24 protein-coding genes, 1 tRNA gene and 2 pseudogenes are annotated in these 25,957 nt (G+C 66.9%); 15 read left to right on the forward strand and 12 right to left on the reverse strand.

The window, feature by feature from the left end; translation table 11 throughout:
- Nucleotides 1-58 precede the first annotated feature (58 nt).
- The 8 genes from DDJ31_RS29385 to DDJ31_RS29420 all read right to left on the reverse strand — a co-directional run bounded on the left by DDJ31_RS29385 (nt 59) and on the right by DDJ31_RS29420 (nt 8,789).
- Complete coding sequence (locus DDJ31_RS29385) at nt 59-1,339, reverse strand: nucleotide sugar dehydrogenase (protein ID WP_240678032.1); 1,281 nt, start codon at nt 1,337-1,339, stop codon at nt 59-61.
- Nucleotides 1,340-1,341: 2 nt separating this feature from the next.
- Nucleotides 1,342-1,806 (reverse strand): NUDIX hydrolase, encoded by a 465-nt coding sequence (locus DDJ31_RS29390; protein ID WP_127177374.1) that lies wholly within the window; start codon nt 1,804-1,806, stop codon nt 1,342-1,344.
- A 14-nt stretch (nt 1,807-1,820) separates the two neighbouring features.
- Nucleotides 1,821-3,086, reverse strand: a complete 1,266-nt coding sequence (locus DDJ31_RS29395; protein WP_164784878.1) for a DegT/DnrJ/EryC1/StrS family aminotransferase — start codon at nt 3,084-3,086, stop codon at nt 1,821-1,823.
- Entirely contained in the window at nt 3,083-4,045 is a 963-nt protein-coding gene (locus tag DDJ31_RS29400; protein ID WP_164784877.1) for a phosphotransferase, read from the reverse strand. The genes DDJ31_RS29395 and DDJ31_RS29400 overlap by 4 nt, the downstream gene beginning before the upstream one ends.
- A complete protein-coding gene (locus DDJ31_RS29405; RefSeq protein ID WP_164784876.1) occupies nt 4,042-5,736 on the reverse strand; it encodes a carbamoyltransferase family protein in 1,695 nt (564 codons plus the stop codon). Before DDJ31_RS29405 ends, DDJ31_RS29400 begins: the two co-directional genes overlap by 4 nt.
- A 5-nt stretch (nt 5,737-5,741) precedes the next feature.
- The gene (locus tag DDJ31_RS29410; protein ID WP_127177370.1) at nt 5,742-6,824 is read right to left on the reverse strand and encodes a hypothetical protein; all 1,083 of its coding nucleotides are present in this window, start codon (nt 6,822-6,824) and stop codon (nt 5,742-5,744) included.
- A gap of 5 nt (nt 6,825-6,829) precedes the next feature.
- Nucleotides 6,830-8,119 (reverse strand): radical SAM protein, encoded by a 1,290-nt coding sequence (locus DDJ31_RS29415; protein ID WP_127177369.1) that lies wholly within the window; start codon nt 8,117-8,119, stop codon nt 6,830-6,832.
- 235 nt (nt 8,120-8,354) lie between these two features.
- Entirely contained in the window at nt 8,355-8,789 is a 435-nt protein-coding gene (locus DDJ31_RS29420; RefSeq protein WP_171480922.1) for an NUDIX hydrolase, read from the reverse strand.
- 1,189 nt (nt 8,790-9,978) lie between these two features.
- Here DDJ31_RS29420 and DDJ31_RS29425 point away from each other — a divergent pair.
- From DDJ31_RS29425 to DDJ31_RS29460, 8 genes and pseudogenes are all read left to right on the forward strand, one after another.
- Nucleotides 9,979-10,425: an NUDIX hydrolase gene (locus tag DDJ31_RS29425; RefSeq protein ID WP_164784875.1), complete on the forward strand. Its 447-nt coding sequence runs from the start codon at nt 9,979-9,981 to the stop codon at nt 10,423-10,425.
- Nucleotides 10,415-11,545, forward strand: coding sequence for an NUDIX domain-containing protein (locus tag DDJ31_RS29430; protein WP_127177366.1), 1,131 nt, complete (start codon nt 10,415-10,417; stop codon nt 11,543-11,545). Before DDJ31_RS29425 ends, DDJ31_RS29430 begins: the two co-directional genes overlap by 11 nt.
- 85 nt (nt 11,546-11,630) lie before the next feature.
- The gene (locus tag DDJ31_RS29435) at nt 11,631-12,200 is read left to right on the forward strand and encodes an NUDIX domain-containing protein (protein WP_127177365.1); all 570 of its coding nucleotides are present in this window, start codon (nt 11,631-11,633) and stop codon (nt 12,198-12,200) included.
- A complete protein-coding gene (locus DDJ31_RS29440) occupies nt 12,197-14,188 on the forward strand; it encodes an ATP-binding cassette domain-containing protein (RefSeq protein WP_127177364.1) in 1,992 nt (663 codons plus the stop codon). Before DDJ31_RS29435 ends, DDJ31_RS29440 begins: the two co-directional genes overlap by 4 nt.
- On the forward strand, nt 14,166-14,375 hold the full coding sequence (locus tag DDJ31_RS29445) for a hypothetical protein (RefSeq protein ID WP_164784874.1): 210 nt from the start codon (nt 14,166-14,168) through the stop codon (nt 14,373-14,375). Before DDJ31_RS29440 ends, DDJ31_RS29445 begins: the two co-directional genes overlap by 23 nt.
- Nucleotides 14,372-15,325, forward strand: coding sequence for a hydroxymethylbilane synthase (gene hemC, locus DDJ31_RS29450; protein WP_164784873.1), 954 nt, complete (start codon nt 14,372-14,374; stop codon nt 15,323-15,325). The genes DDJ31_RS29445 and hemC overlap by 4 nt, the downstream gene beginning before the upstream one ends.
- Before the next feature lie 97 nt (nt 15,326-15,422).
- Complete coding sequence (locus DDJ31_RS29455) at nt 15,423-16,712, forward strand: MFS transporter (RefSeq protein WP_301303554.1); 1,290 nt, start codon at nt 15,423-15,425, stop codon at nt 16,710-16,712.
- Nucleotides 16,709-17,113, forward strand: a pseudogene (locus tag DDJ31_RS29460) (class I SAM-dependent methyltransferase); the annotation flags it as partial. The gene DDJ31_RS29455 and the pseudogene DDJ31_RS29460, both read left to right, overlap by 4 nt.
- Before the next feature lie 203 nt (nt 17,114-17,316).
- Here the strand turns inward: DDJ31_RS29460 and DDJ31_RS29465 are convergent.
- Nucleotides 17,317-18,006 (reverse strand): HAD family hydrolase, encoded by a 690-nt coding sequence (locus tag DDJ31_RS29465; protein WP_127177361.1) that lies wholly within the window; start codon nt 18,004-18,006, stop codon nt 17,317-17,319.
- A 108-nt stretch (nt 18,007-18,114) separates the two neighbouring features.
- On the opposite strand from DDJ31_RS29465, the gene DDJ31_RS29470 reads away from it, so the two are divergent.
- Nucleotides 18,115-18,864, forward strand: coding sequence for a helix-turn-helix domain-containing protein (locus DDJ31_RS29470; protein WP_127182551.1), 750 nt, complete (start codon nt 18,115-18,117; stop codon nt 18,862-18,864).
- Between the two features lie 15 nt (nt 18,865-18,879).
- Nucleotides 18,880-19,350, forward strand: a complete 471-nt coding sequence (locus DDJ31_RS29475) for an NUDIX hydrolase (protein WP_127177360.1) — start codon at nt 18,880-18,882, stop codon at nt 19,348-19,350.
- A gap of 15 nt (nt 19,351-19,365) precedes the next feature.
- Here DDJ31_RS29475 and DDJ31_RS29480 read toward each other — a convergent pair whose 3' ends face one another.
- On the reverse strand, nt 19,366-19,923 hold the full coding sequence (locus DDJ31_RS29480) for an HD domain-containing protein (protein WP_127177359.1): 558 nt from the start codon (nt 19,921-19,923) through the stop codon (nt 19,366-19,368).
- Nucleotides 19,924-20,161: 238 nt separating this feature from the next.
- Here DDJ31_RS29480 and DDJ31_RS29485 point away from each other — a divergent pair, with 238 nt between their 5' ends.
- Entirely contained in the window at nt 20,162-21,175 is a 1,014-nt protein-coding gene (locus tag DDJ31_RS29485) for an NAD(P)H-dependent glycerol-3-phosphate dehydrogenase (protein WP_127177358.1), read from the forward strand.
- Between the two features lie 111 nt (nt 21,176-21,286).
- On the opposite strand, the pseudogene DDJ31_RS39390 reads toward DDJ31_RS29485, so the two are convergent.
- A pseudogene (locus DDJ31_RS39390) lies at nt 21,287-21,451 on the reverse strand (phosphohydrolase); the annotation flags it as partial.
- 1,072 nt (nt 21,452-22,523) lie between these two features.
- Between DDJ31_RS39390 and DDJ31_RS29490 the strand changes: the two are divergent.
- Both DDJ31_RS29490 and DDJ31_RS29495 read left to right on the forward strand, forming a co-directional pair.
- Nucleotides 22,524-22,721, forward strand: coding sequence for a helix-turn-helix transcriptional regulator (locus DDJ31_RS29490; protein ID WP_126271975.1), 198 nt, complete (start codon nt 22,524-22,526; stop codon nt 22,719-22,721).
- The gene (locus DDJ31_RS29495; RefSeq protein ID WP_240678030.1) at nt 22,718-24,139 is read left to right on the forward strand and encodes a tyrosine-type recombinase/integrase; all 1,422 of its coding nucleotides are present in this window, start codon (nt 22,718-22,720) and stop codon (nt 24,137-24,139) included. Before DDJ31_RS29490 ends, DDJ31_RS29495 begins: the two co-directional genes overlap by 4 nt.
- A gap of 245 nt (nt 24,140-24,384) precedes the next feature.
- Here the strand turns inward: DDJ31_RS29495 and DDJ31_RS29500 are convergent.
- A tRNA-Arg gene (locus tag DDJ31_RS29500) sits at nt 24,385-24,460 on the reverse strand.
- Nucleotides 24,461-24,772: 312 nt separating this feature from the next.
- On the opposite strand from DDJ31_RS29500, the gene DDJ31_RS29505 reads away from it, so the two are divergent.
- Both DDJ31_RS29505 and DDJ31_RS39395 read left to right on the forward strand, forming a co-directional pair.
- Nucleotides 24,773-25,399 carry a site-specific integrase gene (locus DDJ31_RS29505; RefSeq protein ID WP_127177357.1) on the forward strand — a complete coding sequence of 209 codons (627 nt, stop codon included), beginning with the start codon at nt 24,773-24,775 and terminating at the stop codon, nt 25,397-25,399.
- Entirely contained in the window at nt 25,297-25,875 is a 579-nt protein-coding gene (locus DDJ31_RS39395; RefSeq protein WP_240678029.1) for a helix-turn-helix transcriptional regulator, read from the forward strand. Before DDJ31_RS29505 ends, DDJ31_RS39395 begins: the two co-directional genes overlap by 103 nt.
- Nucleotides 25,876-25,957: the final 82 nt, after the last annotated feature.

A 25,957-nucleotide genomic window follows, 5' to 3' on the forward strand; every position in this document is an offset into this window, starting at 1 on the left:
CGTTGTTGAGAGTGCGGGCATGGGCATGCCCTCGGGTAGAAACGGGTCGGGCAACAGGTCACAGGCGTTCGACGTTCATGCCGCTCAGGCGTGCTCGGCAGTCCAAGACATATGGAGCGTGGTCCTCGATAAGCCGGAGATCGAACGCATCGTGGTCGGTCAGGAGGACGACCGCGTCGGAGGCCGCCACATTGTTCACGGTGAGCCGGGTATGGTGCACTCTGGCATCGAGGCCGAACGGATCACCGACGTGAGGGTCGGCAATCTCAATTTGCGCTCCGTGTTCGGCCAGGAGCCGGGCGATGGTGATCGTCGGCGAATTCCGGATATCGGCGGTGTTGGGCTTGTAGGCCATGCCGAGAAGAAGGATGCGTGAGCGATTGACCGGCAGGCCCTTCCGATTGAGGGCATCAGTCAGGCGCTGCACGATATAGGCGGGCATCGCCGAGTTGACCTCGTTGGCCGCATCGACCAGTCGCAGCGAGCGGCCCGTCTTCCTCCGGACTTGCCAGGACAAGTAGGTGGGGTCGACCGGTAGGCAGTGCCCGCCAACGCCGGGGCCGGGTGAGAAGCGCATGAAGCCGAATGGCTTGGTGGAGGCGGCATCGAGTGCAGCCCAGATATCGGTGCCGAGTTGTTTGGCGTGGACGGCGAGTTCGTTGACCAAGGCGATGTTGACTTGGCGAAATGTGTTCTCCAGGAGTTTCGCCAGTTCGGCGTCGCGCACCGTAGCGACCTCGACGACAGTTTCGACGAGGCTCTGGTAAAAGTCACTCACGGCTTTCAGGGACGCATCATCTATCCCGGAGACGATCTTTGGCGTGTTTTGGAGGGTCCATATTCGGTTCCCTGGGTCGATCCGTTCGGGGCTGTAGCCGAGGTGGAAGTCCTCGCCCGCCCGGAGCCCGGAGGCGGATTCCAGAATGGGCTTGAGAACGTCGTCAGTCGTTCCCGGGTATGTGGTGGATTCCAGGATGATGACGCAGCCGGGTTGGAGGTGTGGGGCGAGTACCAGGCCGGCATGCTCGATCGCGGAAAGATCTGGTGCACCGTCGCGTAGCGGTGTCGGTACCGCGATGATTGCGACCTCGAATCCGGCCAAGTCTTCTGGGCGCGTGGTTGGTGCGTAGAGTCCGTTCGCCAGAGCTGCCGCGATCTGTTCAGCAGGCACGTCAGGGCTCAATGAATCCGCGGCCTGAAGCCGTTTCACGCGGTCTGCGTCGGTGTCGAATCCCACGACTTGGTAACCGACTTGCGCTGCCCGGATGGCCAGCGGCAGGCCGACGTAGCCTTGGCCGAGTACCACTGTGCGCAGTGGTTCGGCGGGTGCGTCGGCCACTGTCACTCGACCGGTCGGGGCAGATCGGCGGCCAGCAGACGCTCGTGAAGCTCCCCCAAAGCAGTGCGGTTGCTGTCGAATCGCAGCAGCTCGCTGGCTGCCTTGTAGTCCAGCCACTGGACGGCGGTGTGTTCGTCAGAGAGCTTGATCTCTACGTCGGTCAGGTCCGCAGCGAACGAGTGCTCAGGCACAACGTAGGTTCCCGCCGGCCAACTGTGGCGATCAGCGAAGAATCGTGCGGGGATGCTGGCCGTGGTCTGCAGTGGGTAGAGCGCGACTGTCCGGTCGAGGCCGAGCTCTTCACGCGCCTCGCGGATAGCGGCCTGCTGCGGGCTCTCGCCTGACTCACCGCCGCCGGCGACTGCCTGCCAGACATCCATGTCCTGGCGGCGGAGAACGGCGAATTCGACCTGCTCGCCGACCCGACGGAACGGGACGACGAGGATTTGGAATGGTGCTCGGGGCATGTGGCTCTCCTTGGCTAGGAATCGGATGGAACCCGGGTCGTGGCGCGCCGATGCTCCGCTTCGCGGAGTTGGCCGCAGTTGTCGTGGATCTTCTCCACTGCACGTACGACATCGGCGAGTTCCGACGGATCGTCGAGGAGCATGCCTGACCCGGCGGCTTGTCCGAACAGCACCAGCGTGGTGCAGGCAGCACGGGCCTGCGTACACGACACGGTCCGTGAGTGCGCGTAGTCCGGGGATGCGGCGTCGGCGTAGATCGGTTCGTCGGGACAGGCCATGAGGTCGCGGAGACCGACAGGGATGCCTTCCGCTCTCAGCGCGGCGCGGAAGGAACTGGTCGAGATGTTGCCGAATGCTTCAGAAGCGAGAGTGAAGGCGAGGGAGAACCGGCCGTGTCTGGTCACCCGCGGGCCGAGAGCGGCGGGCACAGGCCGTAGTCCTGGCACGCTGGACAGCGCGCTGGTGAGGAAGGCCGCGCCCTTCGTTTTCGCTGCGAGCTGGTGGTCCAAGCGTTTGAGCTGGACGCCCAGTATGGCGGACTGGAACTCGCTGAGCCGCAGGTTCCACCCCAGTTCGGGGTGGTGACCGGTGACGCCGAGCGGGCGGCCGTGATCACGTAGCGATGCGATACGTGCTGCGAGCTCACCATCTCGTGTGACGACTGCTCCGCCCTCTCCGGCGGAGATGTTCTTCGTACTGGCGAAGCTGAACACGCCGACCCTGCCCAGCGATCCCGTGTGAGCGCCGTTCCAGGTCGCACCGAGAGACTGGGCGCAGTCCTCAACGATCGGGACACCGTGTTCGGCGGCGATTAGCCCAAGGCGGTCCATGTCGGCCGGGTGACCGCCCAGGTGAACGGCGATGATCGCCTTCGTCTTCTCGCTGATCGCAGCTTCCACGGACGAGGGGTCGATCGTGTGGCTGTCAGGGTCGATGTCCGCGAACACGGGCACACCGCCGAGCACGGACACCGCGGTGGCCGTCGCCACATAGGTCATGGCGGGGACGACGACCTCGTCACCGGCCTGGACCCCCAGCGCCCTCAGAGCGACCATCAGTCCAGCAGTGCCGCTCGAGACCACCGCCGCGTGCGGCACGTCAATGTATTCGCCGAGCGCCCTTTCGAACGCCGCACCCTGTGATCCACTGTGGATCCCGCCCCAGCGGCGGCTGGCGAGGACACCGGCAAGCGCACCGAGTTCTGCCTGGTCGGACTGGGGCCAGGCTTGGAAAGAACGGGTCCGTATGGGCGGCCCGCCGTAGAGGGCGAGGGTGGTCACGGCTGAGCCTCCTTGGCGACCCCGCGCAGGAGGCCGCTGTGCTCGATGAACCAGGTCAACTGCTGGTGGCGGGCCCGCGCGAAAGCCGGCATGCCGCGGATCTCGCCCTCGGGCGTGGTGAAGGTGCGCGTCTCCGCCGCCTGAACGGTGAGGTATAGATCGATCATGATTGCGCGGTCCGTTGCGTGGATCGGGGCAACGGCCTGGTACGCGTTCAGATAGTCCCGGAACGTCGAGACCAGCAGATCCGCGGACAGCCCTGGGCTGATGCACGCCATGAAGGCCCGGACGATCTCATAGGGTCGCGGGAAGCGGGAGACTTGATCGAAGTCGATGAACAGGCGACGGTCCGGGCTGCGCGCGATGAGCAGGTTGTCGGGACGTGCGTCGCCGTGCACCCAGCTTCGGGGCACGGCAGCCAGCGACTGCGCGTCGAGCCCGAACTCTGCGAGGATCGCGATCCGCCAATCGATCGCTTCCCGGCTGGCTGCATCGTCAGCCTGCCGCCGGACCCGCTCCAGGTCTGCACCGGGAGGGTCGGGCAGTTGGAGGAAGTCCGCGCATGGGCTCTGCGGGCTGAAGCTTTCGAGGTGGTTGTGCAGGGCGGCGAGCGCGGCGGCAAAGGCGGCTGGCCCAGCCTGCTTTGCATGATCGACGTACTCGGCCACGGTGTACGTGGCGTCGTCGACCTGGGCGGTCCAGCGGCCATCGCGAGTGAGTCTCAGGGGTGGGGCGAGGCCGGCCCGGGCTGCATGCTGATGTGCCTGAGCCGCGAGTTGAACGCGTGCCGGGTCGAACCGCCGGTTGCACCGTTTGACGACGAGCAACCCCTGGGCCGTGGGAACCACGGCGGACTGTCCGACGTGCCCGCCGGGAAGCAGCCGCGCCGGTCCGTTCGCCTGTAATCCGTACTGGTGCAGGCACGCGGACAGCTCCGTCGCGCCTATCGCCGTAGTCACTTGGTCAGTACTCGATTCCCCATGACGAGCAGGTCCAGACCCGAAGAATAGAAGGTGCGGATCGCGTCTTGGGGGCTGCACACGATCGGTTCCTCTGCCAGGTTAAAAGAGGTGTTGAGGACCGCGCCGACGCCGGTCCGGTCACGGAATCTCGTGATCAACCGGTGGAAGAGCGGATTGGTGTCCACGGTCACGGTCTGAGGTCTGGCGGTGCCGTCGACGTGGACCGCTGCTGGCATGAGGTTTTGCGCCTCGTCCCGCACCTGCAGCGTGCGCTCCATGAAGTACACCGCCGGTTCCGGGCCGAAGTAGGTGGCAAAATCCTCGGCGAGTATGGCTGGGGCGAAGGGCCGCCATGGCTCACGGAACTTCACGGCGCTGTTCACCTGGTCGCGCATGCGCAGGCTACGGGGATCGGCGAGGATGGAGCGGTTCCCCAGCGCCCGCTGCCCTAGTTCCATACTTCCCTGGAACCAGCCGATGATCTTCCCCTCGGCCAGCGCGTGTGCGGCGGCGTCGGCCGGATCGTCCACAGTCGGCGCGCGCAGCTTGGCCAGGGACAGCGCCTCGTCGATCGCGGTCTGCTCGAAGGAGGGGCCGTAATAGTTATGCGTCATAGCAGGACCGCGTTCGCCCTCAGACAGGACGCAGTGTGCGTACAGGGCCGCGCCGATAGAGGTGCCGCTGTCGTCGGGGCAGCTTGAGATGAAGACCTCGTCGAACGGCGTCGAGGACGTGATCTTCCCATTGAAGACGGAGTTCATGAACGTCCCTCCGCCCAAGGCAACCCTCCTCAGCCCCGTCTTCTGGTGAAGGTCGGCGAGAAGGTAATGGAGGGCGTCCTCCAGCACATGCTGGACGGCCGCGGCGATGTCATGGTGCCGGGCGGTGATGGGTTCATCCGGCCGGCGCGGCGGCCCGAAGCGGTGGATGAACGCCTCGCTCACGGCCCCGCGAGAGGGGCGAAGGTAGTAGCCGAAGTAGTTGAGGTCGAGGCGGATCGTGCCGTCCTTGAAGTCGACGAGGTCCCGGAGCAGCTTGTAGGCGCTGCTGCTCGGGTCGCCGTAGGCAGCCAGCCCCATGACCTTCCACTCGTCCCGGTCGATCCTAAAGCCCAGATATTGGGTGACTGCGCCGTACAGCAGCCCTACCGAGTGGGGGTAGGGGAGGGTGTCCATCGTGGTGAAGGAGTTGCGGTTCCCGACGGCGCGCAGCGCGGTGCAGTCTTCGCCTCGGCCATCGACGGTCAGGACCGCGGCCGACTCGAAGGGGGAAAGGAAGAAGGCGTTCGCCGCGTGCGCATCATGGTGGTAGACGTAGTCGATGGTCAGCGGCTCGCTGGCGGTCTGCAGGATCTGCGTGGCACACCCTTGATACGGCGCGTCTAGCAGAGCGGCGAGGTTGTTCGGGATCGAGTAGAGCCCTTCGGGATGCCAGCGGGCGCGTCCGGCATACCGGCCGTCCGGCACGCTCAAGTCGATCGTCGGGTTCGTGCTCACCGCGATCCGGTCCACGCCGCGTAGACCGTCTGGGACAGTGGACAGGCAGTACTCGATCGCGCGGGCGGGGAAGTCGCGCGCGTGCTTGCGCCGGGTGAAGCGTTCTTCCGCCGCTGCCGCCACGACGTGTCCGTCCTCGATCAGCGCGGCCGAGGAGATGTGTAGATCGCTGGCGATTCCGAGAATGCGCATATTCCTCATCCCTCCACCGACACGCGGCACACTAGGTCTTCGATCACTCGGCTCGTCAGGAAGCCCGCAGCCGGCGGTTGGATCAGCCGGTACGCGGGAACCTGCGGAATCTGCAGATCGGTCTCGCTCGCCGGGCCGGCCAAGGCAGCCTGCTGGGGGAAGACGTCGGCTGGACGGCGCAGCAGGTTGTGCGTCCACAGCGTCCGGCGTTCGTCATCGCTGAGCCTCTCCAGACGCGGTGTGACCGCGTCTGGATCAACGTACGGTTCGATGGCCAGGCCGAGACGGCATCGAGGCATCACCGTGCTGTCTGCCGCGGCGGCCAATTCCTGGGGGCGTATCCCCAGACGCCTCTCCAGGTCATCGCGTTGGGCTTCGACGCCGCCGAACCGCTGCGACCACCGGCGCATGAGAAAGGTCCGCAGTGGGCCGTCGCCCAGGGCCAGCACGCTGCCCGCACGGATCCCGATCTGAATGGGGAAGCCGAGAGCCTCCACGGCGTCCGAGCCGGCGTCGGGGGCGAGGGCGAAGTTGTCGTTGCCTACAAGTACCGCCCCGAGGCTGTCCAGACAGTGCAGCAGCAGCGTCGTCTTGCCGGCTGTCCGCCTCCCGACCACAGCCACGCCCACCCCGCGCAGCGTGAAACACGCCGCGTGGAAGAACGGAAGGCCGTCCCCCAGGAGCGCGCGAAGAACGAGCGCGCGCAGTATCCGGACCGCCACCCGCATGGGCTCGTCCTTGGTGGCTGCCGCCAGGAACAGATGGACCGTCGAGTGCGTGTCATCCACGAAGCAGGCCGTGTCCGGCGAGGTGGGCAGAACTGCTCGGCGCAAGGGCGGTGTGAGCCGAGCGTCCTTGACCGAGCAGATCCGCTCCGGGTCAACATCATGAATGACAAGCCGTGCACTGGCCGGGGAATCTCCTCGTGCGAAGAAGCCCGCGGTGTACCACGCCACGTAGTCGACGACCGGTGACGGTGCGATGATCTCAGCCCCCGCCATCACGAGGCCGAAGCGGTCTCGGCGAAGCGAAGTAGAGGGGCGACGCGCCCAGGCTTCCAGGTCGTTGACCGACAGGCTGTCCTGCACGGATGTCACCTCTCGATCAGGTAGGCACCGCCGTTGACCAAGTCGGCCACGTGCCCCTCCAGACGATCGATGCCGCTGGTCGCCACGACCTGCTTCGCTTCTGCCAGAAGCCGGTTCGACCGGTTCTTGAACGGGTCGCACACTTTGGGGCAGATCACCGGGAGCTGGCTGCGCAACTCTCTGCGCAGCTGGCCCTCCCAGACCGACGCGAAGGATTCATCCAACGCGCTCCCGTAGCTGAAGCCGCCAGGCCGAGGGTGGTAATTGCACGGGTACAGACATCCGTCCGAGCCCACTGCGGCCATCAGATCGGTGATCGAACACGTAGAACACGTCCGCGCCATCTCGGCAGTCTGGCCGACCTTGTGAATCTCAAGCAGCCGGAACGTCTCAGTCGTAAGGTCACTGCGGATCTGCTCGATCAGCCGGGACGCATGGCTCGCCTGCTCGGGGTTCAGCGGCCGTTCGCCGGAGTTGTCCTGCTTCAAGCGCAAACTATCAGCGCCTGCTTGACGGATCAGGCAGGCAGCCGCATAGACCTCGTGGTAGTTCTCGGGATACATGACGAAGGACGTGTTGATCTCCACGTCCGACCCGGTTTCGGCTCGTCGCTGTACCAGCCGCGTCAGGTTGGCCAACGCACGCTCGAACATGACCTTGCCGGCCTTGCGGCCGCCGTACTTGAGGTCGGCGTAGGTCTCCGGGGTGCCGGCATCGATGCTGATATGTACGTATCCCGCTGGAAGTAGCGCTTCTATGCAGGCGTCATCCATCAGCACGGCGTTGGTGAAGATCCCGTAGCGGATCCCGCGCTCGGCTAGGAGGGTGAATGCCGGGATCAGTGCCTTGCGGGCGACGAGCGGTTCGCCGATCAGTCCGGAGAACGACACCGCTTCCACTTTGAAGACATCGGAGCGGTCTTCGCCGCCCTGCCGGTAGGGAGCCGCAACCTCGTAGTCGACGATGCCGCCGATCAGCTTGAGCATGTTCTCCGGGCTCGCCAGGTGGTCCGGGAGCCGGTCCAGTGCGTCCTTGGCTGCGTCCAGCATCACCAACTGCTCCCGCTGCTCGTCCCACAGCTCAACGGGGACGTGGTCTCCGATGCACCAGGCGCAGCGCAGGTTGCATCCGCTCGACGGATGGATCAAGACTTCGTACGGGGGAACAACCGCACCCTGGGACACGGCAGCGAACCGCGCCCAGTGCCGCCTGAGGACGTCGAGTTCATTGAAGCGACCGGGCAGGTCACTGCGGACGAACGGAGCGAGCGGATTTGTCTGCACCACATTGGACATGCGAGAACTCCCGGTCGATGTCGATACTGGCCAAGATTCTGATGTTGAGTTGGCGATCTCATGACAATTCACGGCTGTTGATGTCGCAGGTCTCGCCGTGTAATTTCAAGATCACCGATGCGGCGATGTCCGTGTCCTGGGTGTCCAGGCCGCGGTAGAGCTGGGCCTATCGGGTCGCGCTGTTCGGTCGTGCGGTGCATCGGCTGCATCCTGGGCGGCCGTGCCGGGAGGGGGATCAGCCGTACAGGCGTCCCAGCAGGGCGCCCTGGCCGGACTGCAGGATGTGGGCCGCCTCCAGCGGGATCCAGAAGCACTCGAAGTGCGTGGGCTCCTGCTCCCCGTCGTGGTCTTCCTGGCTCATCCAGCGCTCCGGGGTGGGCTCGGTCAACTCCAGGTGGAACACATGCCGGTGCTGGAGCTCGAACCGGTAGGGACTGATGTCGTACTCGGTCTCTCCGAGCTTCCGTACGATCTTGAAGTCCTTGAGGCCCGTCTCCTCGCGGGCCTCGCGCAGCGCCGCCGCCTCCGACGTCTCGCCCTCGCGGATGCTGCCGGCCGGGACCTGGATGCCCACCTCCTCGTAGCTGTAGTCGGCGTGCCGGAAGACCAGCAGCTTCCCGTCACGCACGACGTAGCACAGCACCTTGTCCTTGGTGACCTTTGCGGACACGACAACACCCTTCTTCATTCGATGGAATCTGTCCCACACCCGGCGGCACCCAAAGCCAGGATGCAGGGCAGGCGCCCCTTGATGACGGGCGGCCGATGCCGGGCAAACGGCCTCGAGTCTGGGCCGCGCGATCGCACATCAAGACAGCCCGAAAGTGGTCGAACTGGCTTAAGGAATCGGCGAGGTGGACTGAAACAACAGCCTTTGCAGTGCGTCGGCAACGCCCTTCCTCGGCGGCGGTGTCGCTGAGCCGGAACCAGATCTGCTTTCCCCGCAGGAGTCGCTGGGGCTCCAGCTCGTCGACCGAGAGTCGCGGCCCTGGTGTGGGGTCGCGCAGCAGAGTGCTCAGTGAGACGGAACAGGCCAAGGTCAGCGGTTGGTGTACGGCGGCCTCTAACCGGCCTGCATCCACGCCGAGCTGCTCGACGCAAGCACGGGTGAGGTCGTCGGCGAGTCAGTCCTGGCGTATACGTGGGCGTGTACGTCACGCGGCGGCGCTCCCGGGGACGACTAATCCTGTCCAATGCCGTCTGTGACCGCGACGCTCGGGTGCCCGCTGCCGGACTCCGCCGAGTCTATCTGGCGTGACGTAAGGTGTTGGGCATTTTCGTGTGGGCGATTCAGCCATTTGTTCGATGACTGTTGCCGTGGTGTGCGGCGGAGCAGTCCTCGGCCGAACACCATGGCCGCGGTGACCGCCAGGCAGCCGGTCCGGCCCTGCGGGTGCGCCTACTGTCAGACGGGCCGGGGCTGAATTTCTACGGTGAGGGCTGGGCTACCCTGCCGTCGCACGCCTCGACGCGCCCAAGGCTTCGAAGAAGCACCGCAACGAGTGGAAGCGTCGAGATCACGGACTCGCCCAACACCCCTACGACTCAAGCTAGATAGACTCGGCGGAGTCCGGCAACGGGCACCCGAGTCGCTGCGGTCACAGGCGGCGTACGCATTGAATTCCTCATGCTTCGGGAGGCCCACTGTGCCGTGTGTGCTGCCTGCTAGGAGCCGTCGGTATCACCCCGACGCTCTTGCTGAGGCGTTGACCGAACCTATTCCGTCGCCTGTCGCAAGGCCGCGTGCTCTTCAGCTGTCACGCTCGCAGGACGGATCACCCCGTGCCTGGGCAAAAGCACTGCGACCCGCGCGGTCAACTGGCCTCCGATCGTGCCGCCATGTCGAGGAGGAGAAGGCGTTGCCATACCGGTCCCTGATCGGACTTCACCTGGTTCTGATCGAGCAGGACCGGGTGCTGCTCGGTCTCCGTGCGGGCACTGCTTGGTGTGACGGATGGTGGCATGTTCCGGCTGGCCATCTTGAGGAGGGGGAATCCTTCCTCGCCGGCATGGTCCGTGAGGCTCGGGAGGAGCTGGGCATCGCTCTCGAAGAGGCGGACTTGGTGGTCGCGCACACGGTCCACGACTACGACCCCAAGACTCGCGAGAGTCGGCTTCAAGTGTTCTTCACCGCCAAACAGTACGCCGGGCGGCCTCATGCCGCGGAACCTGACAAGTGTGCGGAGCTACGGTGGTGGCCGCTCTCGGCTCTGCCGGAGAACCTCGTGCGTTACACGCGCCTGGCCCTGATCTGCATTCAGCGGGGCCAGAGCGCGAGCACGCTGGGGTGGCCCGATGCCTGCTGACGACATGCGCGACCCTGAGGGCTTGATGGCGCCGGAGGACTATGCGCGCTCACGCGCGGTTTTCTGGGGCGGGGCCGCCGTGCTGTTCACCGACGCGCTGGGCAGGGTCTTAGTCCTAGACCCCGCGTACCGGCCTGGAAAGCTGCTGTTGCCTGGCGGGGGAGTGGATCAGGCGGAGCGGCCCTCGGCCGCGGCGGTGCGCGAGGTGTCCGAGGAACTCGGGCTGTCCGTCGCCGTAGGCCAGCTCCTGGCGGTCGACTGGGTCAGCAGGGGCAATCCGGAGTTCGGGAAGGTGTACGGCTTTCCCGGTGAAACCGTCTCCATCTGGGACGGCGGCCTCCTGGAGGAGAGCGACATCGCCCAGATTCGCTTGCCTGAGCACGAGATCACCTCGTTCCACTTCCTTCCGCCGGCGCAGGCCGCACGCCGGATGCGCCCGATCGAGAGGCGACGGATGCTCGCTGCCTTGCGCGCCCGGATCGACCGTGCCGGACCCGCCGTGCTGGAGGACGGTGAGACCGTCGGGCTCGGACAGGCACTGCAGCGATGGGACGTCGTCCCGCGTATTGCGACCGGCTACCAGGACATCGCCTGGCACCCGGCCATGGAGCCCGCCGCCGGCCTTCCCGTGAAGCAAGCCTGGGTGTGGGCCTTCGACCCGCTCGGCCGGGTCGTCGTCCTCGTGGATCCGCGCGACGGCCATATCGTCCTGCCCGGCGGAACGGTCGAAATGGACGACAACGGGCCGAAGGCGGCAGCACTGCGTGAAGCTGCCGAAGAGGCGGCTCTGCGCCTGCACGATGCCGCCTACCTCGGCTACCTCCTCGATCCGGACGGTGCGGTCTACGGCCCAGGCACCGGGGCGAACGCCCGGGCACGTTACATCGCACGCATCGACTCCCTGGGGCCGGCGGCACCGGATGTCGCGACCGGCATTACCTACGGCCGGCTGCTGGTCAGCCCGGCGCAGGCGAGCGAGCTGCTCGGCCTCGGATGCGCCGGAGCCGAACAGGCCGAGTACGCGGCCCGAACGGCGGCAGCCCGCTGGGGAATTCCGCTGAGTCCGCCGCAGGCTGCGATCGAGATCCCTCACACGGGCATGGCGGCTCTCTTGCCCTGATGTCCGCACGTGACGCGCACCTTCGTGCCGGAGTCCTGCCGGCGCGACGCCCTGCACCGCCTTCTGGCCCTGGAGGAGGACTCTCATGTCCGGCGAAACTGGCACCACCGAACAGACTGTCGGCAGCCCTGACCGCGTGGTCACCGACGAGCAACGGGCGTACTGGGCCCAGGTCGAGGCGCCCATGGCCTCCTGCACTGCCCTGATCACCGACGCTGACGGCCGCATTCTCGTGGTCGACCCGACCTACAAGGACGGCTTCGACATGCCCGGCGGCATGGTGGAGGCCGGCGAAACGCAGATCGAGGGCCTGGCACGTGAACTGGCCGAGGAACTCGACCTGACCGGCGTGCCGATCGGCCGGTTCCTCGTCCTGGACCAGGTCCCCGCTGCCCGGTACGGGCGGGCCATGGTCGTCACGGTGTTCCAAGTGGGTCCCCTCACCGATCAGCAGACACAGTCCCTGCGCTTCGCGGACGGGGAGATCGGCGCCGCCGAGTTCCTCCCCGTCGAGGAGGCCCTCGCGCGGCTGCCGCACCGCCTCGCCCGCCGCATCCAGGCGGCGCACGCCGCGCTCCTCACTGGTGTGCCGGCCGTTCTGATCGACGGCAAGTCCCACGTCCTGTCCAGCTCGGCCGTGTCGGAGGCGTGGTGAAGCGGCTCCTGAAACGGGTCTGGAAGACGGAACAGACCGTCTCCGAGTCCGAGGTCGCGCTCTTCGGCGGGGCGCTGCGCTACGACTTCGGCTGGGTGCGCCACGAGTACGCGCGACTGGACACCAAATTCGGGCAGGCCGCCCGGATGGTGCCGGCGCTGGTGGGCAGCACCCTGCGCCTGGCCTGGCAGGCGGACCGCCGTGCCCTGTTGACCATCGGGATCGCCGAGGTGGGCCAGAGCCTCACTCAAGCCGCCGGGCTGCTGGTCACCAACCAGGTGATCCAAGCCCTGCTCGAGGACGGGGACAACGTCTCCCGGCTGCACGCCGCGCTGCCGGCCCTGATCGTCGGCTGCATCATCGCCGTGGTCGGCACCATCCTGGCCTGCCTATCGACGGCGGGCACCGGGCGGCTGGAACCGAAAGTCGAGAGGCTGGCCACCGAACAGTTCCTGGAGGGCGCCGCCCGCGCGGAACTCGAGGCCATCGAAGACGGCGAGTTCCGCACGCTCCTGGACTCCGCGTACTTCGGCGCCCAGTCCTCCCGCACCATGATCGGCGTCTGCGTGGCCGTGGTGAACGGCGTGTTCTCCCTCGTCGCCGCGGCCGGCGTGGTCACGGTCCTCAGCCCCGTCCTGCTGCCACTGCTGCTGCTCATCGCGCTGCCCCGTGGCTGGGGTGCCATGCATGTGGCCCGGCGCCGCTACGCCTCCCGGATGCAGTGGATCGAGCACGAGCGGGCCAAGCGCCTGGTCAACAACCTCATCACCGCCCGGGAATCTGCCACGGAGATCCGCGTTCACCAGGTCGGCCCCTTCCTGCTCGATCACTTCCACGAGATGGGCCAGACCGCCGAGGCCGAACAGACCCGCCTTGCCGACGGCCGCGCGGTCACCGAACTGATTGCCGCGGCCATGGCCGGCCTCGCGTCGGCGGCCACGTTTGCCGGCCTGGGTGTTCTGTGGCTGACCGGCCACATGAGCGCCGCCACCGTGGCCACGGCCGCGCTCGCGATCCGTACCGGCTCAGCAAGCCTCGGCGCCCTCGTCGACAACATCCTGCGGCTGCACGAGGAGTCCCTCTACGTCCGCGACCTCGACCACTTCCGTGACGAAGCCGAACGCCGGGCCATCCCCACGGGCGGCCAGCCCGTGCGCAACTTTCCCGACCAGGTCACCTTCGAGAACGTGTCGTTCACCTACCCCGACCGCGACACCCCCGCTCTGCAGGAGGTAACCCTGACTTTCCCGCGCGGGGCCGTCATCGCCTTGGTCGGCGCGAACGGCAGCGGCAAGTCCACCGCGGTGAAGCTGCTCGCCGGCCTGCACCGGCCCACGGCCGGCCGCGTTCTGTGGGGGCAGACCGATCTTGTCGAGGCCGACCGGGTGGACATCTTCCGGCACGTGGCGGCTCTCGATCAGGGCTTCCAGCGCTGGCCCTTCACCCTGCGGACCAACATCCAGATCGGCCAGCCGGAACGCAACGCGGATGGCGACATCGCCCGCGCTGCCGCCTACTCGGGCGCCGACAAGCTCGCCGACGCTCTTCCCCGCGGTCTCGGCACCCTGCTGGCCCGGCAGTTCCGCGGAGGCCAGGAACTGTCCGGGGGACAGTGGCAGACGGTCGGGCAAGCCCGGCTGCGGCACCGGCAGGCGAGCCTCGTCATCGCCGATGAGCCCACCTCCGCCCTCGACCCCGAGGCCGAGATCGAGTCCTTCGAACGCATCCGCCGCCTGGCCGACGAAGGCAAGACCGTCGTGCTGGTCAGCCACCGCATGGCCGGCGTCCAGCACGCCGACATCATCTATGTCCTGGACGAGGGACACCTCGTGGAGAGCGGTTCCCACCAGGAGCTCATGGCGCGGCCTGATTCCCAGTACCGGCGCATGTACCTCATGCAGGCCAACCAGTACGGCACCGCCGCGCCACTGGTGCTACCGACTCCCTCGGCCAACGGCGAATCACATGCCGCCAGCACCCCCGACTGACACCCACCACCCGCCGCGCACCGCCCGGCCCGGTGCGCGGCGGCCTAGCAAGTGGGCCGCCGACCCGCTGTGGAGCACGCTGCGCGACCTGCTGGGCTGCCTCGGCGTGATCGCGGCCGGCCTCGCCATCACCACGATCGTCACCCTCCTCACCTCCCACTTCCCCGACCACAGGATCCGTCCGTGACCCACCTCCCGCCCGAGCTCGTCATCGGAACCCGCGACTCCGACCTGGCCCTGGTCCAAGCAGCCCACGTCGCCGGACTACTCGAACACGCCTTCCCTCAAGTCGCCGTCCACGTGACCCCGATGAAAGCCGCCGACGACCTGCACCAGGGACCTCTCGCGGAGATCGGCGGCAAGGCCGCCTGGGTACGCGAGCTGGACCGGGCGCTGGCCACCGCACGCGTCGATGTCACCGTCTCGTGCGCCAAAGACCTCCCCGGCCCCCACGAGCGCGGCACCGACACCACCATCGGCGCCGTCCTGCCCCGCGAAGACGCCCGGGACGCCCTCGTCCTCCCGGCCGGACAGCCCGCAGCCACCCTGGACGACCTCCCATCCGGAAGCGTCCTCGGCACCAGCGCGCCCCGCCGCATCGCCCAACTCCGCACCCGCTACCCCCACCTCACCATCCAGCCGGTGCGCGGCAACCTGATCCCCCGCCTCGCCCGTCTCGATGCCGGCGAAGGTGACAAGCCGCTCGACGCCCTCGTGGTCTCCTATGCCGGACTGTGCCGGGTGTCCCAGGCGGACCGTGCCACACAGCTCATCCCGGCCTTGGTGCTGGCCCCGGCCACCGGTGCGGGCATGCTCGTCGTCGAGCAGCGAAGCGGCGACACCATCGCCGCCCACCTCCTCGACGCCATCAACGACCCCGCCACCGCCCGGCTGCTGGCCGTCGAGCGTGGCGTCCTCGCCCAGCTCAAAGGCAACTGCCAGACCGCCTGCTCAGTCCACGCCTACTACACCGACAAACCCCACCGGATCAGAGTCGACGCTGCCGTCTTCCACCCCTCCCACGGCGATGCGATCCGCGTCGCAGCCACCGGACCGGCCGATGACCTCGGCGGCTTCGTGGAGAACATCACCCAGCTGCTGCACGGCGAAGGCGTCGAACGGTTCCTGCCGCGCTGACCCGTGCGGCCCCGGTCGCCAGCGGGAGCCCAACACGGGACGAGACACCGCATGGCGGGGACGTAACAGCCATACCTATGAGGGGAGTTCGCAGAACGTGCCGCACCGATCCGGCCCCAACGCCCCAGGAAGCCTGTGGCGAGACAGGGACTTCCGGCACTATGCCGTCGCCCAGGGCATCAGCGTTACCGGGAGCGGCGTGACCACGATCGCGCTGTCCGTCCTGGCCGTCGTCGAACTGCACGCCTCCACCTTCAACGTCGCGCTGATCGCCTTCGCCTCCAAACTCCCACCCCTGCTGCTGTCCCTCCACGCCGGGGTCCTGGCCGACCGCCGACGCAAACGTCCCCTGATCATCACCTGCGATCTGCTCTGCGCCGCTGTCCTCCTGACCCTTCCCACCGCACAGTTTCTCGCCCGCATCACCCTGATCCATCTCTACGCGGTCGCCCTCACGGTGGCCGCCCTGCAGGTCATCGGCAGTAACGCGTCCATCAGCTTCCTGCCCTCCCTCCTCGGCCCGGGACGAATCAAGGACGGCAACGCCAAGATGGGCGCCGGTAACTCCCTGGCCGACCTCATCGGCACCAACTCCGGCGGCGCCCTCGTCGTGGCGCTCGGCGCCGCCCGCGCCATCACCGTGGATGCCTCCTCCTACCTGGCCAGCGCCCTGCTCTTGTGGCGCATCAGGCACCACGAAGACCCGCCGCCACCCCGAAAGGCTGGCACCAGCCAATGGGCCGAGATCCGCGAGGGCCTCACCTACACCCTGCGCACCCCTGTCGTGCGGTCCATCGTGCTGTCCAACACCGCCACTTCCTTCGTCCTGGCCGCCAGTAGCGCCCTCTGGTCGCTGTACCTGCTGCGCGAGCTGCACTGGAGCCCGACAGCCCTCGGCATCGTCATGGGCGCCGGCGGTGCCGGCGGCATCCTCGGCGCCCTCGTCTGGCAGCCCCTGGAACGACGCTGGGGCCCAGGCCCGGTGATGCTCGGAGCGCTCTCCCTCAACCCACTCGCCCAAATCCCTCTGGTTCTCGTCGGACCCGGACTTGGCGGGCAGATCGCCATCGGCATCGGCATGGTCATCCAAACCGGCGCTGCCGTGTGCCACGGCGGACTCCAGAGGGCGGTCCGTCAGGAACTCGCCCCCGACGAACTCCAAGGACGGGCCCAGGCCACCGGAGCGTGGCTCGCCTTCAGCCTGCGACCCTTCGCCGCTCTCGCCGCTGGCGGCCTCGGCACGTGGCTAGGGCTGCACCTCACCCTCACCCTCATCAGCGCGGCCCTCGTCATCCCCTTCCTTGTGCTCTGGAACTCACCCGTGCGGGACCTGGGCACGGCCGCCCCCGCTTCCCTGACTGCTACCGAGGAGCCCGCGAACCCGTGACGATCAACAACCCGGCCACGTACTGGGATCCGCTGTGGACATCAGGGCGCCGCTACCGCCGCCTCACTCTCGAAGAGCAGCAGCTGACCGGCCAGTTCCTCGGCGCCGGCCACGGCCGGCCCGCGCTCGACGTCGGCTGCGGCGACGGTGTCCTTGCCCGGTATCTACATGGTGACCTGGGATACCGCACCACAGCGATCGACTGTTCCTCCGCCGCGCTGCAGATCGCCCAGGCCGAGCAGGACACGTCCGACGGTCCGCATTTTCAGCGGCTGGACTTCGAGACCGAGGACATCCGAGCGTTGCCGGAGGCGGGCTACGCCGCCGTCACCTGCCGCTTGGTGTTCGCCTTCATCAAGGACAAGGCGGCCTTCCTCGCCCGCGTCCGATACCTTCTCCCACCCGGCGGGACGTTCTGGGTCGTCACCCCGCTCGCTGAACGCCTCCCGGACGAACGGAAATCCATCGGGATCAGCCCGCAGCACGCCGAATTGCTGACCGCGTCCTGGTCCTCGGTCCACAGCGAAGATCTGGACACGCTGCGCTGCTACGCCTTGCCCCTGACCCGGTCACCGGTCTCTAGTCCCGGAGCTCTGTTGTCCACTCAGGTCAGGACTTCCCGCAGGAGGGTCAACAAGCCCTCCGTGTCGGTCAGATCAGGGACGACGGCGTCGGCCCCAGCAGCGCGGAGTTCTGCCACCGAGTGGATCCCGGAGGCGACGGCGATGCAGTGTGCCTGGGCGTCATGCGCGGCGCGCACATCGCGGGGCGTGTCCCCGATCAGGACGGTCGGCGCGACGAGTGGGATGCCGTGGGCTGCATGGATACGGGCACGGGCGGCGTCGACGAGACGCGCTCGATCGTCGCTGTCCTCGCCGTACCCGCCAACAGCCATGTCGAGCAGATCATCAAGCCCGAATGCCCGCAGTTTGACGCGGGCATTGGCCGAAATGTTGCCGGTGAGGACCGAGGAACAGATAGCTGGGTCCGCCGCGAGTGCCTTCAACGCGTCCTCGACACCGGGCAGGACATGACCCCGCCGTCGCAGATCTTCCTCGCAGCGACGGCCGGCTTCCTCCAGCGCCTGCTGCGCCCGCTCCCAGTCAGGATCCGGCAAACCGTGCCGGGTGAACATCTCGCGCATGATCGCCCGGTCCGTACGCCCCTCCGTTGGAGCAGGCAATTCGGCCTCCCGCCCAGCTAGTGCCTTGAAGGCGCTGGCGTAGATCTCCTTGCTCACACCGGAGTTTTCCACAAGGGTGTGGTCCACGTCCCACAACACAATTCGCTGCACGGGACCAGGGTAGGCAGCGTGAACTACCTGTTAAAAGTGACCTTGTGGGACGTCCTGGCGTCCCACAAGATCTTGCCGCGTCCCAGGACGTCCTGCGAGGATGCGATGGTGAACGACCGGTTGCGTACGGTGATGCTCCAGAGGCAGGTAACCCCCGAGGACCTCGCGGCCTCGTGCCAAGTTGATGTCAAGACGGTGGAGCGCTGGATCAGCATCGGCCGGCAGCCACTCCGTCGGCACCAATGGGCGGTTGCGAAGCGTCTCGGTGTGGACATGTCGTACCTGTGGCCGCCCGAGGAGGACGAGGCGCAGGGGCAGCCGACCGAGCAGACCGAACTGGTCGCTGCCTTTCCGAACCGCGCGAGCTTCCCGCAGAAGTCCTGGGTCCGCCTCCTGAAGACCGCTCAGGAACACATCGACGTACTGGTGTTCAGCGGCACGTTCTTCGCGCAGACCAACCCGCGCGTTGCGGCGATGCTTGCCGAGCGCTCCGACGCCGGAGTTCAGGTCCGCCTCTGTTTCGGTGACCCATCGGGCAAGGCGGTCGCCGTCAGGGACGAGGAAGAAGGCATCGGCGGCACCCTCTCCGCAAAGATCAGGGCGTCCCTCACCTACTACCGCAAGCTGATCGGCACGCCCGGGTGCGAGGTGCGCCTCCACGACACCACCCTCTACAACAGCCTCTTCCGCTTCGATGACGTGCTCCTGGTCAACCCGCACGTCTGGGGGCAGCCCGCCAGCGCAAACCCCCTGTTCGAGCTGCGGCGCCTGGAGGAAGACGGCTGGTTCGACCACTACGCCGGCAGCTTCGACGCGGTCTGGGAGACTGCAAAGCCCTGGTCACCCGAGTCCATGTGAGGAGCGCGGCCCGCGATGGGACGTACGGAGTACTGGTACGACGAGAACGCACCCAAGCCGAACACGTTGATTCCGGCGTGCAACATGCTCGTAGTCCGGGAGGCGGACGGGGCGATCCTCCTGCAGCGGCGCCGCGACACGGGGCAGTGGGCTCTGCCCGGGGGAGCCATGGACATAGGGGAATCCCCATCGCAGTGCGCAGTCCGGGAATGCAAGGAAGAAACCGGAATCGACGCCGAACCCACCGGGCTCCTCGGCGTGTATTCGGTCCCTGAGCATGTCGTGGCCTACACGGACGGGGAGATCCGACAGGCATACGAAGTCACCGTGATCGGCCGACCGGTCGGAGGCGAGCCCACCATCAACGACGAAGCCGATGGCGTCCGCTGGATCCTGCCCGGCGAACTGGACTCCTACGACATCCACCCCTCCATGCGGAAGCAGATCGCCCACTATCTGGACGGGACGTTCCCTCACGTCGACTGAGCGCCGTGCCCTCCTTTACCGCTCTGCCAAGATCAGCCGGGCTTCAACTCTGTGTACAGCAGCTCGGAGATCCTCATCGGCTCGGCGGATGAATCGGCCGACGATGCTGTCGCGGTCATACCGAGTAAGGATCTCCGCCAGCCGGGCACCCACGGTGGTGAGGGTGCCATCCGGAGTGGTGGTCATATCGCAGTACACGAGAGCATCCACCAGCTCGGCGTGGTCGAGGATCGGGAACTCACCCTCCAGCTCTTCCCGCAGCCCGCGCTCTTCCGCCTCCAACAGCGCGTACGAGTGGTTGGCGACCAGCCGTACCAGGCGCTCGTCCGCGGCTGAACGGTCGCGCAGGTAGCGGGCGCCGTCCAGCGGATGGAACCCCGTCGTGGCGAGCGACGGCGTGTACCCAATGTCGTGCAGCATCGCCGCGGCCCACAGTAGTTCCGCGTCGTCGCCCAGGATCCCTACCAGGGACCGGGCCCTTGCGGCAACGCCCTGAGAGTGTGCCCAGCGCCGAGGCAGGGGCTCCGCGAGGAGGGACCTGGCCAGGTCGCGGGCCCAAACGGTGAGATCCATGCTCGGCAGACTATGACGTAGGGCGCGGGGGCCGAGCGGTGATCGGCCGGACGTCCCAGGACGTCTACCGTTCTGATCCCCCGCCGGGCGGACGTCAGGTGGGGAAGGGCCGTCAAGCAGTGCGGCTGACCGTGCGGCGCCCCACGCGTGTTCCGCCCGGGCCTGGCGCGGCCGATAGGGTGTCCGGGCCCGGCCGCCGTCCCGGTGACGGGCCCGCGTCCGGTGAGAGGACCCCGCAGTGAGCCAGCACCGTTCCGCCCGTGCGGCGGTGTTCTCGGCCGGGTCTTGGGGTACCGCAGTCGCCAAGATCCTGGCCGACGCCGGTAGCGACGTCACCGTGCACGCCCGCAGAGACGAGATCGCCGATGCGATCAACACGGTTCACCGCAACCCCGGCTACTTCCCGGACGTAGAGCTGCCCGCCTCCCTGACGGCTACGACCGATCCGGCCGCCGCGCTTCGCGGCGCGGACTACCTTGTGCTGTCCATCCCCGCGCAGTCCCTGCGGACCAACCTCGCCGCGTGGACGCCGCACATCGGGCCCGACACCGTGATCGTGTCGCTGATGAAGGGCATCGAACTGGGCAGCGGGGAACGGGCGAGCCAGGTCATCACCGAGGTGACCGGCGTGAACGCGAACCGGGTCGCAGTGCTGTCGGGCCCGAACCTCGCCCGCGAGATCATGGACGGCCAGCCCGCCGCTGCCACCGTCGCCTGCCCCGACGAGGACGCCGCCCGTCGCTTCCAGCAGGTATGCCACACCACCTACTTCCGGCCCTACACCAGCACCGACGTGACCGGCTGCGAGTTGGGCGGAGCCGTGAAGAACGTCATCGCCCTGGCGGTCGGCATCGCCTCAGGCATGGGCCTGGGCGACAACGCCTCGGCGATGCTCATCACGCGCGGGCTGGCAGAGACCACCCGGCTTGCTGTGGCCATGGGTGCCCACCCGGCCACCCTCGCCGGTCTGGCCGGCCTCGGCGACCTAGTGGCCACCTGCTCGTCTCCGCTTTCCCGTAACCGCACCTTCGGCACCCACCTCGGCCACGGCCTAAGCGTCGAACAGGCGACGGCCGCCACCCGGCAGACTACCGAAGGCGTCAAATCCGCCGAGGCGGTTCTCGCCCTCGCTCATGCCCACGGCGTTGAGATGCCGATCACGGAAGTGATCTCTGCCCTGCTGCGCGAGAAGGTCACCCTCGACGAGGCCGCCGCCGCGCTGATGCAGCGGCCCCCCAAGCCCGAGCGCTGACCCTCGGGTGCCCGGTCACGGGGCCGTCCCCATCACTGTGCCCCCCACCCGGAGGCACCTGCCCATGCACGTGTCCGCTGTCCAGATCGCCGTCGCCGCTGCCCCCAACGTCTCGTCCGCAGCTATGTGATCGCGGAGGTACCGGGCACCATCGAGCGGATGGAACCCGGTGGTGGCCAGCGAGGGTGTGCAGCCGATGCCGTGCAGCATCGCCGCCGCCCGGAGCATTTCTACATCCCTGCCCAAGATCCCTCCGAGCGACTGAGCCTTGGCGGCAGGGTGGTGATCAGTCAACTTCCCAGGAAGTCTGGCGCGCGTTCCACTCGGCGTGCCGGAGGACGCCTGGTACGGCTTCAGCTCATGGCAGACGAGGAAGAGCCCCAATGGACTGGAAGCTCCTCCGGGATCATGTCAACGTACAACGACCCGGAAAAACACCAGGTCAACAGGGGGATGTGGGCTTCCGGGAAACCGGCAGACGGTCGCCCCCAGCCCGCAGCCCGCGCCACTCGGTCCCGTGACCGAGCGCAGCCCCAAGGAGGTCCACCTGCCGAATTCCGCAATCCGATCTGCCCCCTTCACTGCCCTCATCCTCATGCCGCTCAGCGCCGCGAACGCGTGGACCGCCCAGGTGACGGAGGACTACGCCGCCCTGTCTACAGGGTTTGTCTCTGCGTCTGCGCGGCGGCAGGTCTGTTCGGTGAGGACCTGCTACAACGCGGCTACCACCGCGACCGAGAGGTCCTCGCCTGCATGGCGGTACATCCCGGCGCCGCAACTCGCCACACTGCCCATGCCGTTGGCGCCTCCGAGTGCGTCGTGGCACGCAACCTCGAACGCCGCACCGGCGACCGGCTGCTGGAGCTTGTCGCGGATGGTGCGACCCCCGCTCTCCACTCGTACCGCTTGGCCTCCTAATCGAGGCGGAGAAAGGGGCGAGGGGCAGCTCTCGTAGTGCAGAGCGATATATAGCAGACGATCCCCGGTTACCGAAACCGGGGATCGTGCGGAGCATTAATGGTGTTCGCACCCGGCTGTGCTTGGCGGTGGAGCCGTGGCGGACGCAGTAGGCAGCGCCGCATAAGACGCAAGGAGGTATGCGCGGCCCCCGCCCGCTGCTGCCCTGAATCCGCAGCGCCTGATAGCTGAATGTCAGCGGTGCCTCCGCCGAGTCGGCGTGGGTCCTCAGTGCTGTTGGTTCCGCTCTGTCGCCCCCGCGCGCTCCTTCGCAAGGAACACCCGCCATGTGCCGATCCGCGATACCCCCTGCCCATTTTCGCCCCGGGCTGGCAGACCCGTGTGCCTCGCTCGCCACCCCCGCGTCCATCCGCAATCGCGAGGTGGCCTCATGGCGGTAGCGGTTCGACCTGGGCAAAAGCTGACGGTTGACGAGGTCTGCGCCGAGCTGCAGATTGCCAAGTCGACCTTCTATGACTGGCGGCAGAAGGGGCGTGGACCGCGCTGCATTCGGCTTCCCAACGGCTCACTCCGGATACGGCGCGGCGATTTCGAAAACTGGCTTACTGATTGTGAGGATCGTCTTTGATAGACAGTACGTTTGACGTCCGGGTCTACAGCATCGAGCGGCGCGAGCGAGCCAACGGGTACACCTATAAGGTAGTTTGGAAGGTCGGTGCCAAGAAGCACAGCAAGACCTACAGCACCAAAGCACTTGCGGATGCTCGCCGCTCGGATCTGCTGACTGCGGTCAAGCGTGGTGAACCCTTCAGCCTCGAAACTGGACTGCCCATATCGCACTCCAGCAAGGCGGCGGAGACCAACTGGTACGACTTTGCTCTTGACTTCGTCGATAAGACGTGGCCCCACTCCTCGGGTAATACTCGAAAGAACCTCGCCAAGGCGATGACCACAGCAACTGTCGCCCTTCTCCGGACTACGCCGCAGTTCGAGGCGGTCTTCGTTCGCACGGCACTGCGCGAGTGGGCCTTCAATACCAAGCGGCGGACCAACCCGGATGAGCCCATCCCTGATGACGTCCGAGTCGTCCTCGACTGGGTTCAGCGGAACACCCTGCCGATGTCTGCCTGGGAGAAGACCGAGAAGGTCGACGCAGTCGTCACCGCACTAGGAACGCTACTGGACGGCACCGCAGCCGCAGCCAGCTCCGTCACCCGAAACCGGCGGATCATGAACCTGGCAATGGAGTACGCCGTGCGACACGGCATCCTCCGGTCGAACCCGCTCCCGAAAGGGAAGGGCAAGGGGGAGGGCGGTGGTGCTCCCAAGGTGGCCCAGGCCATCGACAAGCGCTCGCTGCTGAATCAGGAGCAGGTAGCGGCTCTCCTGGACTGGATCGGCCGCCGCCCGCGCCACGCAGCTGTCTACCAGGCGTTCTTCGCCACGCTCTGCTACGCCGGCCTCCGCCCCGAGGAAGCCGTTGCCCTACGCGTAGCTGACGCTTACCTCCCGGAGCCTGGCGCCGTGGACGAAGACGGCGAACCGGTCTGGGGGGAGTTCGTGGTGCACGAGGCCCAGCCGGAGGTCGGCAGTCAATGGACCGATACGGGGGACCCGCACGAACAGCGGTACCTGAAGGGTCGAGCTGACGGAGACACGCGCACCGTGCCAATCCACCCCGATCTTGTCGCCCTGCTGCGGACGGTCGTCGAGCGTCACAAGCTGGGGCCGGCCGACTTGCTCTTCCCGGGGGAGCGGAAGGGGGGCATGCTGGCGGGGTCCGTCTTCCGACGACTCTGGGACAAGGCGCGTAAGGCAGTCCTTGCGCCGCACGAGTACGAGTCCCCGGCTGGCAGACGGGTGTACGACTGCCGTCATATCTGTCTGACCGCGTGGCTGAATGAAGGTATCCCCCCGGCCCAGGTAGCTGCGTGGGCGGGCAACAGCGTGCCGGTCCTGCTCGCGATCTACGCCCGGTGCATCGGCGGTCGACAATCCGATTACTTGAAACGGATTGTCGGTATCCGCTACGTATCGGCAGCATGAAGTGGTCCGGGCCCCACCACGGTGGGGCCCGGACCACTTTCCATATGTCGGGGCGGGTTCTCGTGGAAGGGCTTGAGGGGCGGGATTCTGGGGGACGCATGGGGGACGGCCAGCCGTAGAGACCCGGTTTCAGTCAGTGCCAGCCGGACTCCGGCACCTGCCGGGCCATCGGTTTGCGCGGTAGCCGGAGGCCGCGTAAACACACCCTGAACTGGGAAAACGCGGCCTCGTCGGTGGTAAGCCGGTGGCGCCCCCGGCAGGACTCGAACCTGCGGCCAAGCGCTTAGAAGACGCCTGCTCTATCCGGCCGCTTCGGGCTACGAGGTGAGCGCTGTCGAAGGGTCCTGGCGAGCAGGCGACATCGGGGCGATTCGCCGACGGCAGACAAGTTGGGGCCGGAACGGACTGGAATAGAGGGCCATGTGTAAGTCAACCTAGAGCGGTTCCTGAAGATTGCGAAGGCTTTCCGTCGGCCCACATCTGATGTAGATCCGATGTCAGCATCGTGAAGACCATTGGTCCTATAGCACGGGATCCCCGGTTACCGAAACCGGGGATCGTGCGGAGTATTGAACCTGCTACGCGAATCCCCGTGGCGCATGCCGACCCTTTCCCCCCGAGGAGTTCATAGCTGTGTCTGTCGACGTAATGGACGAAGAATGGTTGCTTTCCATGGAGCAGGTTCGATCGCTGCTCGAGTGCATACGTGGGCACGCGGGTGTCGATCACTCGGTGTACCCCTTCATGCTCACCGTGGCGGAACAGGCGCTGCGTCCGGGCGAGGCTCGCGCCTTGCGAGTCCGCGACGTGGTGCTTCCGGACGGTGATGCGGGAGAGTTGACAACCCGTCACCGAGGAGTAGCGCGGGAGATCCCGCTCCAGCCCAGGTTCGTTGAGTTCCTGCGGGAGTGGATCAGTGGGGCTGGTCTGCGGGAGGACGATCTGCTGTTTCCTGGCACGCGCGGTGGGCCGCTCCCGACTTCCGTGTGCCAGCGGGTGTGGCAGCAGGCTCAAGAGGCCGTCCTGCCCCGAGATGAGCTGTACTCGTGGCGCCTGGGGGAGCCCATCTCCATCCTCCGTGAGTCCCGCTTGGCGGAGTGGCTGAGGATGGGCAACTCGTTTTTCGCTGTCGCCGAGTTGGCCGGCGTAACCCCGGAATGGCTGGCGCTGCGCTACCCGTACTGCTTCCGCCAGGGAGATGCCGACATCGACTGGAATCACTTGGCCAAGGCCACGGCCCTTCCGAAGGTCAAGCGGTAAAGCGGCCCGCTCCGGCTGATCCACGGAGTGCGGGTGCCTACCGAACCCCTTCCTCCGTCTCGCCGTCGTCATTTCGACGACTCTGTTCCGTGGCGAGCGCCCTCCATGCGCAGGCGCCGCCGCGATATGAGTCCCCAAGCCGCACACCCCACGGAGAACCTCTCATTCCTGCACAAACATTGCGTGTTCCATCCACTGCTCCGAGTTCTTCGGTCGCCGTACGCACGGCCTTCCTGACCGTGAAGGACGCCGCCGATTACCTCGGCCTCTCACCCCACACCCTCTACGTCTGGCGCCACCGTCGGCAGGGACCGCCGAGCTTCCGCATGGGCCCCCGGGGCCGCGTCATGTACAGGGTGGAAGCGCTCGACGCCTGGGTCCGTGAACAGGAGCAGGCCGACTCCCGCTCCAATCCGGCCCTCAGCCCGCTCAGTGTCCGTTCCCAGGAGCGTTCCGCCCGCTTTGCCAGCGCCTGACGCCTCCCAAGTGCAGTAGAACGCTGCCGTTGCCCTCGTTGTAAAGGAGTTCGACCTGGCCGGCTACATAGAAGACCGATGG

The organism is Streptomyces griseoviridis, assembly GCF_005222485.1.
Classification (GTDB): Bacteria; Actinomycetota; Actinomycetes; order Streptomycetales; family Streptomycetaceae; genus Streptomyces; species Streptomyces hintoniae.

What these genes read in the sequence shown, in the direction of transcription:
- DDJ31_RS29430 (WP_127177366.1), top strand. Translation starts at nt 10,415, where the DNA reads ATGCCTGCTGACGACATGCGCGACCCTGAGGGCTTGATGGCGCCGGAG.
- DDJ31_RS29475 (WP_127177360.1), top strand. Translation starts at nt 18,880, where the DNA reads ATGGGACGTACGGAGTACTGGTACGACGAGAACGCACCCAAGCCGAAC.
- DDJ31_RS29390 (WP_127177374.1), bottom strand. Translation starts at nt 1,806, where the DNA reads ATGCCCCGAGCACCATTCCAAATCCTCGTCGTCCCGTTCCGTCGGGTC.
- DDJ31_RS29490 (WP_126271975.1), top strand. Translation starts at nt 22,524, where the DNA reads ATGGCGGTAGCGGTTCGACCTGGGCAAAAGCTGACGGTTGACGAGGTC.
- DDJ31_RS29480 (WP_127177359.1), bottom strand. Translation starts at nt 19,923, where the DNA reads ATGGATCTCACCGTTTGGGCCCGCGACCTGGCCAGGTCCCTCCTCGCG.
- DDJ31_RS29445 (WP_164784874.1), top strand. Translation starts at nt 14,166, where the DNA reads ATGCCGCCAGCACCCCCGACTGACACCCACCACCCGCCGCGCACCGCC.
- DDJ31_RS29415 (WP_127177369.1), bottom strand. Translation starts at nt 8,119, where the DNA reads ATGTCCAATGTGGTGCAGACAAATCCGCTCGCTCCGTTCGTCCGCAGT.
- DDJ31_RS39395 (WP_240678029.1), top strand. Translation starts at nt 25,297, where the DNA reads ATGGCTGGCGCTGCGCTACCCGTACTGCTTCCGCCAGGGAGATGCCGA.
- DDJ31_RS29405 (WP_164784876.1), bottom strand. Translation starts at nt 5,736, where the DNA reads ATGCGCATTCTCGGAATCGCCAGCGATCTACACATCTCCTCGGCCGCG.
- DDJ31_RS29435 (WP_127177365.1), top strand. Translation starts at nt 11,631, where the DNA reads ATGTCCGGCGAAACTGGCACCACCGAACAGACTGTCGGCAGCCCTGAC.